The sequence below is a fragment of the Nostoc sp. ChiVER01 genome (assembly GCF_034531155.1).
In the GTDB taxonomy this organism is placed as follows: domain Bacteria; phylum Cyanobacteriota; class Cyanobacteriia; order Cyanobacteriales; family Nostocaceae; genus Nostoc.
Window position 1 is genome coordinate 76,062 of sequence record NZ_JAVRBS010000024.1, and the last position, 17,380, is coordinate 93,441.

Annotated in this window: 14 protein-coding genes; 10 read left to right on the top strand and 4 right to left on the bottom strand. The window is 41.7% G+C overall.

Going from position 1 to position 17,380, the window contains the following annotated elements:
* The first annotated feature begins 360 nt into the window (after window positions 1-360).
* The 6 genes from carB (at window position 361) to nblB (ending at window position 8,190) form a co-directional block, all read left to right on the top strand.
* On the top strand, window positions 361-3,627 hold the full coding sequence (gene carB, locus RMY00_RS26330) for a carbamoyl-phosphate synthase large subunit (RefSeq protein ID WP_322650365.1): 3,267 nt from the start codon (window positions 361-363) through the stop codon (window positions 3,625-3,627).
* A 582-nt stretch (window positions 3,628-4,209) separates the two neighbouring features.
* A complete protein-coding gene (locus RMY00_RS26335) occupies window positions 4,210-5,166 on the top strand; it encodes an RNA polymerase sigma factor, RpoD/SigA family (protein ID WP_322650366.1) in 957 nt (318 codons plus the stop codon).
* 252 nt (window positions 5,167-5,418) lie between these two features.
* Complete coding sequence (locus tag RMY00_RS26340; RefSeq protein ID WP_322650367.1) at window positions 5,419-5,763, top strand: DUF760 domain-containing protein; 345 nt, start codon at window positions 5,419-5,421, stop codon at window positions 5,761-5,763.
* Window positions 5,764-6,349: 586 nt separating this feature from the next.
* The gene (gene mutT / locus RMY00_RS26345; protein ID WP_322650368.1) at window positions 6,350-6,772 is read left to right on the top strand and encodes an 8-oxo-dGTP diphosphatase MutT; all 423 of its coding nucleotides are present in this window, start codon (window positions 6,350-6,352) and stop codon (window positions 6,770-6,772) included.
* A gap of 183 nt (window positions 6,773-6,955) precedes the next feature.
* Entirely contained in the window at window positions 6,956-7,420 is a 465-nt protein-coding gene (locus RMY00_RS26350) for a CBS domain-containing protein (protein ID WP_322650369.1), read from the top strand.
* Between the two features lie 104 nt (window positions 7,421-7,524).
* Window positions 7,525-8,190, top strand: coding sequence for a phycobilisome degradation protein NblB (gene nblB, locus RMY00_RS26355; RefSeq protein ID WP_322650370.1), 666 nt, complete (start codon window positions 7,525-7,527; stop codon window positions 8,188-8,190).
* A gap of 165 nt (window positions 8,191-8,355) precedes the next feature.
* Here the strand turns inward: nblB and RMY00_RS26360 are convergent, their stop codons facing one another.
* Together RMY00_RS26360 and RMY00_RS26365 are read right to left on the bottom strand one after the other, a co-directional pair.
* On the bottom strand, window positions 8,356-9,012 hold the full coding sequence (locus tag RMY00_RS26360) for a PEP-CTERM sorting domain-containing protein (protein ID WP_322650371.1): 657 nt from the start codon (window positions 9,010-9,012) through the stop codon (window positions 8,356-8,358).
* Between the two features lie 533 nt (window positions 9,013-9,545).
* Window positions 9,546-10,064: a DUF456 domain-containing protein gene (locus tag RMY00_RS26365; protein ID WP_322650372.1), complete on the bottom strand. Its 519-nt coding sequence runs from the start codon at window positions 10,062-10,064 to the stop codon at window positions 9,546-9,548.
* A gap of 248 nt (window positions 10,065-10,312) precedes the next feature.
* Between RMY00_RS26365 and RMY00_RS26370 the strand changes: the two genes are divergently transcribed.
* Window positions 10,313-11,224, top strand: coding sequence for a M48 family metallopeptidase (locus RMY00_RS26370; RefSeq protein WP_322650373.1), 912 nt, complete (start codon window positions 10,313-10,315; stop codon window positions 11,222-11,224).
* Window positions 11,225-11,281: 57 nt separating this feature from the next.
* On the opposite strand, the gene RMY00_RS26375 is transcribed toward RMY00_RS26370, so the two are convergent.
* Both RMY00_RS26375 and rpaB read right to left on the bottom strand, forming a co-directional pair.
* Window positions 11,282-11,914, bottom strand: a complete 633-nt coding sequence (locus RMY00_RS26375) for a cofactor assembly of complex C subunit B (protein ID WP_322650374.1) — start codon at window positions 11,912-11,914, stop codon at window positions 11,282-11,284.
* A 100-nt stretch (window positions 11,915-12,014) separates the two neighbouring features.
* Window positions 12,015-12,743 carry a response regulator transcription factor RpaB gene (gene rpaB, locus RMY00_RS26380; protein ID WP_100898636.1) on the bottom strand — a complete coding sequence of 243 codons (729 nt, stop codon included), beginning with the start codon at window positions 12,741-12,743 and terminating at the stop codon, window positions 12,015-12,017.
* A gap of 172 nt (window positions 12,744-12,915) precedes the next feature.
* On the opposite strand from rpaB, the gene radA reads away from it, so the two are divergent.
* From radA to RMY00_RS26395, 3 genes are all read left to right on the top strand, one after another.
* On the top strand, window positions 12,916-14,439 hold the full coding sequence (radA, locus tag RMY00_RS26385) for a DNA repair protein RadA (RefSeq protein ID WP_322650375.1): 1,524 nt from the start codon (window positions 12,916-12,918) through the stop codon (window positions 14,437-14,439).
* A 124-nt stretch (window positions 14,440-14,563) separates the two neighbouring features.
* Entirely contained in the window at window positions 14,564-15,271 is a 708-nt protein-coding gene (locus tag RMY00_RS26390) for a Uma2 family endonuclease (RefSeq protein WP_322650376.1), read from the top strand.
* A gap of 736 nt (window positions 15,272-16,007) precedes the next feature.
* Window positions 16,008-17,258, top strand: coding sequence for a serine/threonine-protein kinase (locus tag RMY00_RS26395; RefSeq protein ID WP_322650377.1), 1,251 nt, complete (start codon window positions 16,008-16,010; stop codon window positions 17,256-17,258).
* Window positions 17,259-17,380: the final 122 nt, after the last annotated feature.

Below are 17,380 nucleotides of genomic sequence, written 5' to 3' on the forward strand. Positions count from 1 at the left end.
TAGGTATATGCCAGAATAAATAACTATCTGTTGCAAAACTAATCAAATTAGATAATAAAGATTCGCAAAAACTTTAAAAATTTTAGCATCGCAATTAAATAAAATTAGAAATACAAAATAATTGTTAGGCATTGGGCATGAGAAAGAGGACTTGGGGACAAGGGGAAAGACTGGTTGGAAGCTCTAAACTTTTGTCCCCTTGTCCCCTTGTCCCCTCTGCTCCCCTGCCTCCCCTGCCTCCCCTGCTCCCTACTCCCCTTTGTCATCAAACTTAGAAAACTTAATAATAAAAAGCACGAGAGGGGGTAAAGACCCTTAAAATAATCAGGATTTGTATTCTCGTATTCCAAGGCAACTACTATGCCCCGCCGTGATGACCTCCGGAAGATTCTACTGTTAGGCTCTGGCCCAATTGTGATTGGACAAGCCTGTGAGTTTGACTACTCTGGCACTCAAGCCTGTAAAGCGCTGCGAGAAGAAGGCTATGAAGTGGTTTTGGTCAACTCCAACCCTGCAACGATTATGACCGACCCGGAAACGGCCGATCGCACTTACATTGAGCCGTTGACACCAGAATTGGTCGAAAAAGTCATTGAGAAAGAACGCCCTGATGCTCTCCTACCAACAATGGGAGGACAAACTGCCCTCAACATTGCCGTTGCTTTAGCCAAAAATGGTGTGTTGGAAAAGTACAGCGTTGAGTTAATCGGTGCTAAACTACCAGCCATCGAAAAAGCCGAAGATCGAAAACTTTTTGGTGAAGCAATGGCAAGAATTGGGGTAGCTGTGTGTCCCAGTGGTACAGCCGAATCTTTGGAAGAAGCCAAAGCTGTTGCCCGTCAAATTGGTAGTTATCCCCTAATTATTCGCCCAGCTTTCACAATGGGTGGAAGTGGCGGCGGTATTGCTTACAACCAAGAAGAATTTGAAGAAATGGCACAGGTAGGTATAGACGCCAGCCCCGTTTCACAAATTCTCATTGACCAGTCTTTACTCGGCTGGAAAGAATATGAACTCGAAGTGATGCGTGATTTGGCAGATAACGTGGTGATTATCTGTTCCATTGAAAACCTTGACCCGATGGGCATTCACACCGGAGACTCAATTACAGTCGCTCCCGCGCAAACCCTTACTGATAAAGAATATCAAAGGCTGCGGGATATGGCAATCAAAATCATCCGCGAGATCGGTGTAGAAACTGGCGGTTCTAACATCCAGTTTGCTGTTAATCCGGTTAATGGGGATGTGGTTGTAATTGAAATGAACCCCCGCGTTTCCCGCAGTTCGGCTTTATCTTCTAAAGCAACAGGTTTCCCCATCGCCAAAATGGCCGCAAAATTGGCTGTGGGCTACACCTTGGATGAAATTAAAAATGACATCACCAAGAAAACTCCGGCGTCCTTTGAGCCGACAATTGACTATGTGGTGACAAAAATCCCTCGCTTCGCCTTTGAAAAGTTCCCTGGTTCTGACGCAGTGCTGACAACCCAAATGAAGTCAGTTGGGGAAGCAATGGCGATTGGGCGCACATTCAACGAATCCTTCCAAAAAGCGCTGCGATCGCTCGAAACCGGACGCGCTGGTTGGGGTTGCGACAAAGCCGAAAAATTACCCAGTGGTGAACAAATCCGCGCCCAACTGCGAACACCTAACCCTGATCGCATTTTCTCCGTGCGCCATGCTTTACAACTAGGAATTACTGCTGAGGAAATCTACGAACTAACTGGTATTGACCCGTGGTTCCTAGATAAATTTCAACAACTATTAGATATCGAGAAATTCCTGAAGCGGACACCTTTACAGCAATTGACAAAAGAGCAACTTTATGAGGTGAAGCGGGACGGATATAGCGATCGCCAGATTGCTTATGCCACCAAAACCACCGAAGATGAAGTTCGCGCTTACCGCAAGTCATTAGGGATTGTCCCAGTTTATAAAACAGTGGATACCTGCGCTGCTGAGTTTGAAGCGTTTACTCCCTACTATTATTCTACATACGAAGAAGAAACAGAGGTATTGCCAACAACTAAGCCAAAAGTATTGATTTTGGGTGGTGGCCCCAACCGCATTGGACAGGGAATTGAGTTTGATTATTGTTGTTGTCACGCCGCTTATGCTTTGAAGAAAGCGGGGTATGAGACGATTATGGTCAACTCTAACCCAGAGACAGTTTCGACAGACTACGATACAAGCGATCGCCTTTACTTTGAGCCGTTAACAAAAGAAGATGTTCTTAACATCATTGAAACTGAAAATCCGGTGGGTGTAATAATCCAGTTTGGCGGACAAACACCGCTAAAGTTGGCTTTACCATTACAAGAATTTCTTAGAAATGACACCTCAGAACTGCTTACCAAAATTTGGGGTACATCGCCAGATTCCATCGACATGGCAGAAAACCGGGAGCGGTTTGAAAAGATTCTCCAACAGTTGAATATTTCCCAACCGCCTAATGGTATTGCTCGGAGTTACGAAGATGCGCTGATTGTCGCCAAACGGATTGGCTATCCGGTGGTGGTGCGTCCCAGCTATGTGTTAGGGGGACGGGCGATGGAAATTGTGTATTCTGATGCTGAGTTGGAACGCTACATGACCTTTGCGGTACTAGTGGAACCAGAACATCCAATTTTGATTGATAAGTTTTTGGAAAATGCGATCGAAGTCGATGTAGATGCGATCGCCGATCATACCGGACGGGTAGTGATTGGTGGCATCATGGAACACATCGAGCAAGCAGGGATTCACTCAGGAGATTCCGCTTGTTCCTTACCTTCGATTTCCCTATCACCAGCAGTTCTCAATCAAATTCGCACATGGACAGTGCAGCTAGCGCAAGCGCTGTCAGTCGTGGGGTTAATGAATATCCAATTTGCCGTTGTCGGCGCAAGCAGTTATTCTCCGCAAGTTTACATTTTGGAAGCTAACCCCCGCGCCTCGCGTACAGTGCCCTTTGTTTCTAAAGCAACGGGCATACAATTGGCGAAACTAGCGTCCTTAATTATGTCGGGTAAAACCTTAGAGGAGCTACATTTTACTGAGGAAGTCATTCCCACACATATTGCTGTAAAAGAAGCAGTATTACCCTTTAATAAATTCCCTGGAACTGATACAATATTGGGCCCAGAAATGCGATCCACTGGTGAGGTGATGGGGATTGATAGCGACTTTGGCCGGGCCTTTGCCAAAGCAGAAATGGGTGCTGGAGAGCGTTTACCACTAAGTGGAACTGTATTTGTATCAATGAGCGATCGCGATAAAGCTGCTGCCAGTGGTGTGGTGAAGGAGTTTATCGATTTGGGCTTTACAGTAATGGCTACCCTTGGTACACGGCGAGTTCTTCTTGAACAAGGTTTAAATATTGAATTAGTACTTAAACTACATGAAGGCCGTCCCCACGTCCTAGATGCAATCAAAAATCAGAAAATCCAACTTATTATCAACACACCTTCAGGAGAAGAAGCTCACACTGATGCTAGGTTAATTCGTCGCACAGCTTTAGCTTACAAAATCCCCATCATTACGACAATTGCCGGCGCGAAAGCTACCGTCGCTGCCATCCGTTCTTTACAAAATACTACTTTGGACGTAAAGACCATTCAAGAGTATTGCCCGATTGCGAGGGAGTAGAGAGTGGGGAGTGGGGAGTAGGGAGCAGGGGAGCAGAGGGGACAAGGGGACAAAAGTTTAGAGCTTCCAACAAGTCTTTCCCCTTGTCCCCAAGTCCTCTTTCCCATGCCCCATTCCCACAAAAATTAAGTAATTGTTATAAGAGAATGACTATAGTTCTCATTAGAGATACCTTAACAAATATGAGGAAAATTATTTGAACCTGAGAATTTCTTAAATTTACTTCAAGTCAGCCTAGAGAGAAAGGGCGACATTGCATGAACTGGAACAACCAGGAAATTTAATGTCGCCATATAGCCAAAATATTCTCATAAATGTTACAATTGTTAATACGGCTCCAATAGAAAAATGTTTAAAAAGCGATCTTTTATCTAACTGTAGATACTTGTGCAAACTAGGAAATAGCTGTAACTTTTAGCAGTTAAGAAGCCTAAATTTGATTATTATGAGCAGCCGAGTTTCTCGGATGCGTAAGTTGTAAACCATAGCATAGGTTCCCAGCCTAACTGGGTAGTACTCTAAAAAAGCATTTATCCTTTAATGACCCTACCGCCAAACCCATCATTACCAAAGAGTAGCGCCATGAAGACCGCTCAGACAGCCACAGACCTCGTGCGGACTTACCTGCGTGAGATTGGCCGTGTGCCACTCTTAACACACGAGGAAGAGATTTTCTACGGTAAACAAGTGCAACGTTCTTGCACTTTGCACGAATCAAGAGAATCTCTTGCCACCCAGTTAGGTCGTCAACCGACTTTAGAAGAATGGGCTAAAGCGACAGAGCTAGAACCAGCAGAGTTGAATGAAGCGATCGCTGATGGTGAGATTGCCAAGCGTAAGATGGTAGAAGCCAATTTACGGCTGGTAGTCTCCGTTGCTAAAAAGTACATAAAGCGCAACGTCGATTTACTGGACTTGATCCAAGAAGGTAGCATTGGTATGCAACGGGGCGTAGAAAAGTTTGACCCTACCAAAGGGTATAGATTTTCTACTTATGCCTATTGGTGGATTCGGCAAGCTATTACTCGTGCTATAGCCGAAAAAGCTCGTACCATTCGGCTGCCTATCCATATCACTGAAAAATTAAATAAAATTAAAAAGGCCCAGCGCCAATTGTCTCAAAAATTGGGACGCGCTCCCACAGCCGGAGAGCTAGCTGAAGAATTAGAATTGACTCCCAAACAAGTGCGAGAGTATCTAGAAAAGGCGCGTTTGCCTCTTTCCTTAGATTTGCGCTTGGGTGATAATTACGACACTGAACTTGGAGAAATGCTGGAAGATCCAGGAGCATCTCCAGAAGAGTTTGTCATGCAATCTTCTTTATCTTATGACTTAGATCGCCTGATGGGTGACCTCACGCCACAACAGAAGGAAGTAATCACGCTACGCTTTGGCTTAACTGATGGGCAAGCCCTGACACTGGCTAGAATTGGTGAAATCCTGAACATCAGCCGAGAACGAGTCCGGCAAATTGAGCGGGAAGCTTTAACCAAACTTCGCAAGTCTAAAGCCAACATGGGTGAATATTTGGCAAGTTAGAAGTAGATACGCGATTAATCGCATCTGTGCAAGAGTGAGGAGTTACTTAAAAACTCCTCACTTTTTACTTTCTTTATTAGGGTGAGAAAATACGCTGACTTTGGTACGGTTACGCCTACTTCCAGTCTTAAGCTTGGCTGTTACATTAGTTGACAGGAAGACAAAAGAGCTAGCTAAGTCTAATCCAAAACAGACATTTAATATTCAAATCGCAAGCACCGCAGCTAGCAGTGGTAGTTAAGGAGCTAAAAAATGAATAACTCATCCAATCGTGTCTCAGAATTTTTCAATAGCGAATCAGAAACTAGCGATTTACTATGGCAGTATGTTAAATCCTTGAGTCCAGAAACAGTTACCCAACTATCTAAACCCAAGTCTGCTGAAGTTTTTCAGGTAATGGAACGGAACATTATAGGACTATTGGGTAATCTACCTTCAGAAAACTTTGGCGTTACTGTAACTACCAGTAGAGAAAGTCTGGGTCGGCTTCTAGCTTCTGCTATGATTAGTGGTTATTTCTTACGTAACGCTGAACAGAGAATGGATTTTGAAATCGCCTTACAAGGAACTGAAACCAACAGCAACGAAATTGACTAGAAATATAGTAAATTCAATATTCTTGTTGGGTTTATAGCTATTCAGAATCATGGCGATACGAATTTAAAATAAACCTCTGCGAAATCTTTGCTCCTAATTCCCAATCAAGAATCAGCTAAATCTTTTTAAAATATCCAAAACAGTGACAAATTAAAGTTGAATTTAAACGTATAGGCGCTTTGCAAAACCGCATATTAGGAGTACAAAGATTAGCTCAGAGGTTTGGAAGATGATTGTCTGTGAATTTGTGTAGTTTGGTAATCAGTTGAATTAGAGGTGTATTTCTAAATGATTAATACACACGCCTGGGTAAACTAACTACGATAAATGATATTCGCAATAAATTCAAACTCGGCAAAGTAGTCTAAACTCTGCCGAGTTTTATTATGAGTCAAGAGCATATTTTGAATCAAGAATTAAAAGTGGAAAATTAGGAACTTTATTGTAAATTAAAAAGTTTAAGGCCTTAACTGTTATATGTAGCATTAATTCCCCTGCGATCTGCTAGAGTCGGGATTTAAATTCTTGTCAGAAATGTCTAAAATGTTTGAATTTTGAATCGTTAACTTTGCCTATCTACCCATATATGAGTAAAATCAACTCTCTCTTACCCCATAAAATCATTGGTGTTGCAGTAATTTGGAACGAGCAAGAGCAAATTTTAATTGATCGCCGTCGTCCAGAAGGAGCAATGGGTGGTTTGTGGGAATTTCCTGGCGGTAAAATTGAGGCTGGTGAAACTATCAGCGAGTGTATTCAACGAGAAATTTCCGAAGAACTGGGAATAGTAATTGAAGTAGGAGAGCATCTGATTACTATTGACCACACATATACAGACTTGCGTGTTACCCTCACAGTACATCATTGCCGCCATCTTACAGGTGTTCCCCAACCTTTGGAATCTGATGAAATTCGCTGGGTAAGTTTGGAAGAATTGGAGGAGTTTACTTTTCCTAAAGCAAATATTCAAATTATTGCTGCTTTAAAGGGGATGGGGAGTAGGGAATAGGGAGTGGAGGATGAAGAGGATGAGGGAGAAATCAATTCAAAATTCAAAATTCAAAATTCAAAAATTTATTTCTGCCCCATGCCCCATGCCCAATACCGTAACAATCTATTAATTGCATCAGGTTGAGTGCCGCAATTTTCTACAATAAGCGGAGGGACTTTGATTAAAAGTGTAAATAAATAAATGCCTAAAACCGTTGCCGATGTAATGAGCCGCGATCCTATTGTCGTCCGGGTGGAAACTCCACTGAATGAAGCTATCCAAATTCTTGCAGAACGCCACATCAGTGGACTACCTGTTGTGGATGATGTCGGTAAATTGGTGGGTATTATATCAGAAACTGATTTGATGTGGCAAGAAACTGGTGTTACTCCACCTGCGTACATCATGTTTCTTGATAGCGTTATCTATTTAAAAAATCCTGCTACTTATGAACGTGATTTGCACAAGGCTTTAGGGCAAACCGTTGGTGAGGTGATGAGTAAAAACCCGATCGCTATTTCCCCTGATAAAACTCTAAGGGAAGCTGCTACAATCATGCACGATCGCAGCGTTCATCGCTTGCCAGTACTTGACGACACGGATCAAGTAATTGGTATTCTTACTCGTGGTGATATTATTCGGGCAATGGCAGCAAGTCAAGATTAGTCAAAAATAGAGACGCGATTAATCGCGTCTGTACAAAAGTCAAAAGTAAAGATGCGATTAATCGCCTCTGTCTTTTTTACACCTTTGAAAATCAGGATAACTAGATGAGTATTACTCCGGAGTCTGTTAAGCAATTGCTCAGTTCTGAGAATTCAGGCGATCGCTTACGTGCAGTAAATCAAATCCGTGAACTGGAACCTGCGATCGGTTTTGAATTAATTCAAAGTGCTATTGGTGATAGCAATTCGCGTGTCCGTTACTCGGCGGTGAGTCAAATGGATACACTTGGGACACAAGATTTACAGTTATCCTTAGATATCTTGCGCGATCGCTTGCTTCATGACTCCGAAGTAGATGTACAAGCAGCAGCAGCAGACTGTTTGGGCGCTTTGAAGTTACATGAAGCTTTTGAAGACTTGCAACACCTTTACCATACAACTGGTGAATGGTTAATACAATTCAGTATCATAGCCACATTAGGAGAGTTAGGCGATCCACGAGCCTTTGAACTACTTAAAGAGGCACTCTCATCAGAAAACGAATTAGTCCAAACTGCTGCTATTAGTTCTTTGGGTGACTTGGGAGATTTACAAGCAGTTCCTTTGTTAGCTCCCTATGCAACCAATCCAGATTGGCAAATTCGTTACAGAGTTGTACAAGCCTTGACTCGTTTGGGTAGTGCAGAAGCCAAATCTATATTAGAAACTTTGGCTAATGATGAAGTAGAAGCGATCGCAACTGAAGCGAAACAATCTTTGCAATCAGTTTAAATCTATTTCAGCTTAAATAAATTCACCTTTAATATAGATTTCTCTGACAGAATAAAAAAATTCGACTTGGTTAGTGAAATGTTGTATTCCAACCAAATCGAATTGATAAATTAAAGTTACTTTTAGTTGATAAAAGTAACTTTTTTCTATTTAGAATTAGGTCTATTAAACGAAACTTTTGCGGCGGCGAGACATAACCATGCCAGCACCAACTAATCCTAAACCTATTAATGTAGTTGGCTCAGGAACGGTAGCAAAGTACAAACTAGAATAAGTTGCTTTTACTGCTGTCCCTTTTTTCCAATTATCTTTAATAGTAGCGATTGTACCAGTTGTTTGTAAGGTAAAAATTCCTTGACCCTGGGATATTTCGCCGAGTGCGCTCTTAAAGAATCCGTCAGTTATGACGTTTATAGAAACGAGATTTGCAGCAGCTTGTGTCAGTGTGTATGAAGCAGAACTTACAGCAAAAGTATTGAAGCCATCACCAATGGTAGCAGCATCAGTACCTAGATCAAGGAATGGATTAGTTGCTATTGTAGGAGCGAAACTGAGAATGTTCCCTATTGAACCTTTAGTAAAACCAGTGAAAGTACCAGTAGTCAAATCCGGATCAGAACTGATAGTAAATGTCTTTGGATTACTAAAGGTAAAAGAATTTTCCAGCAAGCTAGCAGAACCATCACCTGTCAAAGAAAATTCACCGACGAGTGCAGCAGCTTGAGCAGAACCAGCAGAGGTAAACAACCCAGCAGTAGCTAAGGGGATGGCAGCAGTTACAGCTAGAGTTGCATTTAGTAATCTAGATTTAAAATTAATCATTATCGTTTTAGGTTTGTAGTAATAACCTTAAATCAAAGCAATTGCTTTACTTTTAATCTCAGTAATTTATAGAAAATACTGTCAGTGAAAGCGAAACTTGCGTGATGTCTTTCTTATCTCCATAAAATCACATAGACTTAGAGCCTGCAATATTTACTGAGTGGTCTTCATCACATCTTTAAAGCATTACTATCCTTCATGAAATTTTAATTTTTTATATATGCGTACTTCGTATATTTCAGGCTTTGTAAGCTTTAGATTCCGTGGCGATAGCTCTGGCTTTAAGAAAATAGTAATTTTATATACTTAGAATTATCCAAGCATCTTTTAGATAGATGGAGTATGCAGCGTATTTTATATAATTTTTCTAGTTACAAATACTTAGTGAAACGGTTACTCTTGTAGAATCCAGGAGAGGAAACTCTGTGTTTGTTTACTATGGATAGTCTTTTTTCTCAAATTGCATGTTTGTAATAAATAGCTAGCAGTTAGCTATTTATTACTCTTCTCAAATATGCCAGACCTTTAAAATGCTAAGAGCCAAATACCTGCGGCCAAGTTGTCACAACGAAAACTACAACTGCGGCGATCGCTAACAACCCTTGAATCAAATTTCCAACCAAAGAGCCGACTACAATCCCTATACCCGCTTTCAGCGCCAATCCGAATTCACGTCGGTAAAAATACTCACCGATAATTGCTCCCAAAAGCGGGCCTAGTAAAATTCCTAACAGTGGGCCACCAAAAGGCAATGTTGGTAATAATCCCAAAAATCCCACTACTAAACCGACAATTGCGCCAATTTGCCCCCACTTGCTAGCTCCAGCTTGTTTTGCTCCCACATAACTAGCTAAAAAATCCACTCCGACACTGAGCAGTAAAACTATAACTGTCACAATTAGGGGAATCTTGATAGCTGCAAAGGAACTACTAACGATTCCCCAAACGATAATTGCAATTAAAATTAAGCTGCTACCAGGAATGGCAGGAACTACAGCACCGATAATACCCACAACCATTACAGCCAGTAATAGCCAATAAATAATTTGCATAGATAGAATTGTAAATTTCTAAATTTCCCACTAGTAGGGGCGTACAGTTTACTGTTTATCCCTATTGCATATTGTATCTGGGCAAGATGGTGATAAATACTTAAGACTTTCAACCTGAACGAAATATGATTTATACTCAGGGACAATTCATGAATCCCAAACCCATAACCATAGGCGTAATGAAGGCGCAAGCTGTTCGTACTGAGTAACTGAACTTCCCAAACATTCCAAGATAAAGCTCAAAACCCATGACGAGAAAAATTTTAACTGGACTGAGTTCAGCAACTTACGAACACCCTTTTGATCGTAAAGCCTTGGCTTCTTTGCAAAATATGCCCGGTGTCTCTCTGCTACTTAAAAAAGTTAATGAATACGGCATTGATCGCTTACTCAGGCTGCAAAGCCTTGGTAGTGAAATCAGAATTTCATCCCGTAATTTTCCTCAATTGCATGAAGCATTTGTAGAAACCTGCCAAATTCTTGATGTTGCTCCACTTCCTGAATTGTATCTGTTTCGAGGTACAGGTCACATTCAAAGCTACATTGTTGGGGTAGAAAAACCCCTTGTTGGTATAAATCTAGATGCAATGGAATGGCTTAGCACAGATGAGTTGATTTACATTTTTGGACACGAAATCGCTCGCATCAAGAGTCAGCACATGGTTTATCACCAAATGGCGATTGTTATGCCAAGTTTGAAAAATTTGTTGAACAGTACCACACTGGGGGTTGGTGGCTTGGTAGCTAGTGGCATGGAACTGGCTTTGTATAATTGGCGAATGATGGCTAGGTTCACTGCCGATCGCGCTGCAATGCTTGCTTGTCAAGATATTGATGTAGCAACCACTACACTGATGAAACTCGCAGGTTTACCAGATGAGTATTTGACTACTGCTGTAATTGAAGATTTTCTTGTCCAAGCCCGTGAGTTTGCATCGAATAATTTTGACAGTATTGATAAAGTTACCAAAATATTAAGCTATACAGAACCCGGACTTTCGTGGGTAGTGATGCGGGCTGGCGAGTTGTTGAAATGGGTTGATTCAGGAGAATATGAGAATGTAATTCAACAGAAAAATTTAGAGACACCGGAAGAAGCGGAAGAAGAAGGAAAAACACTGGAAGAAAAAGAAGGGTGGAATTTTTTGACTTCTTGGTGATTGAATTTTAGATTTTAGATTGCTGATTTTAGATTAAATTCTAAATTAGCGAATCAGCTAAGAGCCGAGAGTAACAGCTAATTTATCAGCAATCCCAGCAATCCAGTTTTCATCTTGTTTGGTGTAACTGCGAGGAGCATTCGCGCCCAAAATTAGAGCGCCTTGATTACCAATAGGTTGACAAATTACACCTTGAGTGTTTTCTGGTAAATAATCAAATTCAAATCTACCCGGATATACTTTTAGCGCAACTAAATAAATCGGCTTTTGTTTTTCAAGTACCTGTTTTAAAATTACTCTTGGGACAACCTCAGATTTAGTACCCAGAATTCCGCGACGCAACAAAACTTTACCTTGATAATAAATCACCAGCGATCGCGTTACTGTATTGGTCAACAATAAACGAGATGCCCAAGCTAGCTCTGTTTTCACGGCTTCAGGTAAATCTGCTGCTAGTACAAAACCTTCTTCTCCAATTAGTTCTACAGTATCAGGCGATCGCGGCTGAACTTGCTGCCAAATTAAACCCGTTAAAATTAACACCGCACTCAAAATCACGCCAACCACATCACCACGCGATTGAGATTGGGTTAGTTCTGGTGTCAATAAACGGTTAATCAGCAAAAGTACAGCGCCTAGCCCACCTACGACAATGGGTAGACGCCGCAAAACTCGATTGTCATTAGTCATTAGTCAGTAGTCATTTGTCATTTGTCATTGGGAATTAACTTAGTTATTCTTTCTCTCCCTGCCCCCCTGCCCCCTGCTCCCTGCCCTCTACCTCATCTCCTCACTCCTCCCCTGGTTCAATAATTCGCTGGAAAAGATAACCAGTACCCCGTGCTGTCAGAATCAATTCTGGGTTGCTGGGATCATCTTCTAACTTTGCCCGCAAACGGGAGATATGGACATCTACTACGCGGGTATCAACATGGCGCTCTGGTGTGTAACCCCAAACTTCCTGCAAAATTTCTGAACGAGAAAAAGCTTCTCCAGAGCGACTAACTAACAACTCTAGTAAGCTGAACTCCATACCCGTCAATCGAATCCGCTCATCGCCTTTGTAGACTTGTCGCTTATTCGTATCGATTTTAATGTTAGCGACATGAATTACCCCAGAACTGGGAATGCCAGAAGCACCGTTCTTGTCTACTCGCCGCAACACTGAACGAATCCGAGCTTCTAACTCTTTGGGGGAAAATGGTTTAACTACGTAGTCATCAGCACCCAATTCTAGACCGGTGATGCGATCAGCTACATCCCCTAAAGCTGTTAGCATAATAATGGGGACATCTGATTCTTTTCGTAATTCTTGACATACACCATAGCCGTCTAGCTTTGGCATCATTACATCCAAAACTACCAGGTCAGGATCAGTTTTGCGAAAAATATCTAATGCTTCTTCCCCGTCGCCAGCCGTCACTACATCGTAGCCAATCATGGAAAGGCGCGTTTCCAAAATCCGGCGAATGCTGGCTTCGTCGTCTACCACCAAGATTTTTTCTTTATGGCTTTCCAAGTTTCTCAACGCTCCTTCACTAAAAATTTACATGATTAATTTTTAATACCATAATATTAAGATATCATTCCATCAATTAATTTAGAAAAAGCTCTAAATACTACTATCATTATTGGTTTTTAGTTTTTTTTATAATTAAGTAAATATTAAGATTATTTAATAAGATTTAAGAATGCCAAAGCCAAAAACCTTTTTTGTATGTAACGAATGTGGAGCAGAATCGCCCCAATGGTTTGGTAAATGTCCAGCTTGTGGCACTTACAACTCTCTAGAAGAACAAATTTCTATTCAATCCTCAGTAGATGTACCCAGTCGGGGGGGAGTAAGTGGTTGGCAATCAACTCAAACTAATGGCAAATCTCAGGCTAAACCAGCTAAAGCGCGAGCCTCTTTAACATTTAACCAAATTACCGATCGCCAAATTGCCCGGTGGGAATCTGGTTATGGAGAATTGGATCGGGTGCTTGGGGGCGGGGTTGTCCCTGGCTCTATGGTCTTGATTGGTGGCGATCCGGGTATTGGTAAATCGACTTTATTACTGCAAGTATCAAATCAATTAGCACAGAAATATCGCATCCTTTACGTAACTGGTGAAGAATCGGGACAGCAGGTAAAATTACGCGCTTCTCGTTTAGGAGTATCAAAAAGCGTAAATTTAGTTAATGATGAGAATACCACTGTGGTGGTAGATGCGACGCTTCCCATAGACCCTGACAGTATAGGTGCAGATTTATATGTACTGCCAGAAACAGATTTAGAAGAAATTTTACGGGAAATAGACTCCCTAAAGCCAAACGTGGCGGTGATTGATAGTATCCAAACAGTGTTTTTTCCAGCGCTGACTTCTGCACCAGGTTCGGTGGCTCAGGTACGAGAATGTACAGCAGCACTAATGAAGGTGGCGAAGCATGAAGATATCACCATGCTGATTGTAGGACACGTTACCAAAGAAGGAGCGATCGCTGGGCCAAAAGTTTTAGAACATTTAGTAGATACGGTGTTGTATTTTGAAGGCGATCGCTTTGCCTCTCATCGGTTATTACGGACAGTGAAAAACCGTTTTGGTGCAACTCACGAAATCGGCATCTTTGAGATGGTGACAGATGGACTGCGGGAAGTTGCCAACCCCTCAGAGCTATTTTTAGGCAACCGTGATGATCCTGCACCTGGTACTGCCATTGTCGTTGCTTGCGAAGGCACTCGCCCGATAGTTGTAGAATTGCAAGCTTTGGTGAGTCCCACCAGCTATCCCTCACCCCGTCGTGCTGGTACTGGCGTAGATTACAACCGCTTGGTGCAAATTCTCGCTGTCTTAGAAAAACGGGTGGGAATTCCCATGTCGAAATTGGATTCCTACGTTGCTTCTGCGGGTGGGTTGAATGTGGAAGAACCTGCGGTAGATTTGGGAATTGCGATCGCGATTGTTGCCAGTTTCCGTGATCGCATCGTCGATCCCGGTACAGTATTAATCGGTGAAGTTGGATTAGGCGGACAAGTGCGATCGGTTTCCCAAATGGAACTGCGGTTAAAAGAAGCAGCTAAGTTGGGATTTAAACGAGCGATCGTCCCTAAAGGACAAAAATTCCCCGATCTTGATATCGAGATTTTACCAGTTGCCAAAGTAATAGATGCGATTATTGCCGCCATCCCGCATCAAGAATTGACAGCCGACGATTTAGAACCCGATGAAGATTAGTAACTATTGGGTACTGAGAAATTGTTCCCAAATTTGGCAGGGTTCAAAGCAAATTCCATAATTTTTACAAGTAATAAACCCAGTCTCCAGTCACTTTTGCACACTAAAGGACAAACAATTCACCATGACAGCCCTCACCCAAGACTACCAAATCACTTGGGAAAAACTACCCGATGATTACAAACTCCCAGATGATCCGGTGGACAACATCAACCAACCAGCTTTAGCTGCTGCACTCACGGAAAGCCTACAATTAGCCGGAAAAATTTCAACTAACACTCTAACAACAACTAATTACGGTATTTGTGCCACCGTAAACAACAAAATGGTCATAAAAGCCCCTGATTGGGCTTTTATTGCCAAAATTAATGTTAGTAGAGAAGAAGTAACACGCAGTTATACACCTCAATTACAGGGTGACATTCCCTTAATTGTGATGGAATTTATTTCGGATACACAGGAAACAGAATATTCTATCAAAGCGACATATCCCCCAGGAAAATGGTTTTTCTACGAGCGCATTTTAAAAGTGCCAAACTATATCATCTTTGAGCCAAGTAGCGGCAGTATCGAAATGTATCGCTTACAATACACAGAACAGTACATTTTGCAAGAGCCTGATGAAAATCAACGCTACTGGATAGCAGAAATGAATCTTTACCTTGGGGTGTGGCAAGGTACTCGTGAAAACCGTACAGGAAAGTGGTTACGGTGGTGGGATGAACAAGGAAACCTTTTGCCTTGGGGTTCTGAGTTAGCCCAACAAGAACACCAACGCGCCCAACGACTAGCAGCACAATTGCGGGCGGCGGGGATTGAGCCAGAGGTTTGATGAAATGTTTTAGAAAAAATTGAAAGCCAATGATCCCCGGCTTGTTTGACAAGGTTTAACAACTGCGATCGCCATAGGTTAATTACGATTGAATATACTGCTTATATTAACCGAACTAGATGAATTATTGTAGCTTCAAAAGTATTTTTTTATACATAGCATAATTTTATGCTGTTGAGGAATTACTTATACTAAAAAATTTTATAGCCGATGCCGAAGCAGTTATTTAATAACGATATTAGCTCCCATAAAGATTAATTTTTGAGAGCGATGTCTACGACAAGCTACGCTAACGCATATTCAGCACTTGAAATACATATAATAATTTTTTCGGCAAGTCTATAGCAACCTCAGTTTCTTTGAGAATCTATCATATAACGCTATATCCTTACTGTTCCAAAGCTCAGTGCCAATTGAGTTATTAGGGATAAAATATGGCTCATCTACGAATCCAAAAGACGATGCCCAAAGCAGTCGCAGAGATTAATGCAGACACTGATTATGTTCTGGCTGCTAAAATACGTAAGTATGAGTAGTATGATCGAACTACCCAGGTAAAAATTGTCTATTTGGTCACACAAGACCGTCGAAAGATTGTAGAAAAGTGTATTTCCTTGTCTTGACACTGATGCTAATCTCAATTTTAGGGATGTTATAAGCCAATATCAGCTAGAGTTTCTGACTTTCAGCAAACTGAATAATTTATCAATAATAAAATCGCAAGGAGTGCGATGAGATGTCACAGTCCCCTATGACAAGACCAGAAATAGCTGCTGGAACTCTAATCGATAACCGTTATATTATCCAAAAACTTCTGGGACAAGGAGGATTGGGGCGAACTTACTTGGCCTTTGACACTCGGCGGTTTAATGAAGCTTGTGTTCTCAAGGAGTTTGCGCCCATTGGCACAGGGGAGAGTGGACTGGAACAATATCGCAACTTATTTAAAAGAGAGGCAAAAATTCTTCATCAATTGCAACATCCTCAAATTCCCAAGTTTTTAGCTTGCTTTGAAGGAGATGGTCGGTTATTTCTAGTGCAAGAGTATGTTGATGGTAAAACATATTCTAGGGTGCTGGGAGAACTTCAACGTCAAGGCAGAAACTTTTCCCAAGAGGAAGTTATAGAATGGCTAAAAAATCTGCTGCCTGTTTTGGAATATGTTCACCAGCACAACATCATCCATCGAGATATTTCGCCTGATAACATCATGTTACCTGATGGTAAGGATTTGCCAGTGCTGATTGATTTCGGGGTAGGCAAGCAAATTGCTGACATGAATGAGAGCAGAAGTTCTAACAACCAGGTGACTTTTGTTGGCAAAATGTCCCTTGTCGGCAAAGTGGGGTATGCTCCCCGCGAACAGATTAGCTTGGGTTTATGTTCCCCCTCTAGTGACCTTTATGCTTTGGGAGTAACAGCTATTGTATTACTCACAGGTAGAGATCCATCCTTACTAATGGATCAGTACTCCTTAGAATGGAACTGGCGTTATTATACATATATTACTGATGAGTTCGCTCAAGTACTTGATCGAATGTTGGCAGATAGACCTAACAAGCGATACCAAACAGCTAATGAAGTTCTTATAGATTTAGAGCGCATTGGAGAACCAGAACTGGTAATGTCTCCTGCAATCATGCTTGATGATTTGCCCGCTACCGTATTTAATCCTGAATTTCAACCTATGTCGGCAATATCGCCGTCATATAACCAACCTGGAGAAACAATTTTTAGTTCACCTACTTCACCGGCTATTTCGCAAATTGGGCGAATTAAAGAACAGCAACCCTCGCTCCAACCAGCATTTATTAAACATTGTCACCAAGAGTTAGCTTACCATATAGGGCCAATGGCAAATCTAGTCATAGAAGAAATATTAGATCAAAACCCTTACATTTCACCCGACCAATTTATTGAACTCATAGCTAGAGAAATTCCTGACTTTCAAGCAGCTTTTGAATTCAAAAAAAGCATATTTTCGTAAAGAGCAACTAAGGGCAGCTAGTTTTGTAGTTGAATCTAAATCTAAGCTGCATAACTGAATGGCAAATTATGAATTACGTTAGCGGTAGCGTTCGCGCAGCGTCTCGTAGAGAGGAACGAGCG

Bases quoted from the DNA above. Each gene is read 5' to 3' on its own strand.
- radA (WP_322650375.1), top strand. From the start codon at position 12,916: ATGCCAAAGCCAAAAACCTTTTTTGTATGTAACGAATGTGGAGCAGAA.
- RMY00_RS26370 (WP_322650373.1), top strand. From the start codon at position 10,313: ATGACGAGAAAAATTTTAACTGGACTGAGTTCAGCAACTTACGAACAC.
- RMY00_RS26365 (WP_322650372.1), bottom strand. From the start codon at position 10,064: ATGCAAATTATTTATTGGCTATTACTGGCTGTAATGGTTGTGGGTATT.
- RMY00_RS26360 (WP_322650371.1), bottom strand. From the start codon at position 9,012: ATGATTAATTTTAAATCTAGATTACTAAATGCAACTCTAGCTGTAACT.
- RMY00_RS26335 (WP_322650366.1), top strand. From the start codon at position 4,210: ATGAAGACCGCTCAGACAGCCACAGACCTCGTGCGGACTTACCTGCGT.
- mutT (WP_322650368.1), top strand. From the start codon at position 6,350: ATGAGTAAAATCAACTCTCTCTTACCCCATAAAATCATTGGTGTTGCA.
- nblB (WP_322650370.1), top strand. From the start codon at position 7,525: ATGAGTATTACTCCGGAGTCTGTTAAGCAATTGCTCAGTTCTGAGAAT.
- RMY00_RS26390 (WP_322650376.1), top strand. From the start codon at position 14,564: ATGACAGCCCTCACCCAAGACTACCAAATCACTTGGGAAAAACTACCC.
- RMY00_RS26375 (WP_322650374.1), bottom strand. From the start codon at position 11,914: ATGACTAATGACAATCGAGTTTTGCGGCGTCTACCCATTGTCGTAGGT.
- RMY00_RS26395 (WP_322650377.1), top strand. From the start codon at position 16,008: ATGTCACAGTCCCCTATGACAAGACCAGAAATAGCTGCTGGAACTCTA.
- RMY00_RS26340 (WP_322650367.1), top strand. From the start codon at position 5,419: ATGAATAACTCATCCAATCGTGTCTCAGAATTTTTCAATAGCGAATCA.
- RMY00_RS26350 (WP_322650369.1), top strand. From the start codon at position 6,956: ATGCCTAAAACCGTTGCCGATGTAATGAGCCGCGATCCTATTGTCGTC.
- carB (WP_322650365.1), top strand. From the start codon at position 361: ATGCCCCGCCGTGATGACCTCCGGAAGATTCTACTGTTAGGCTCTGGC.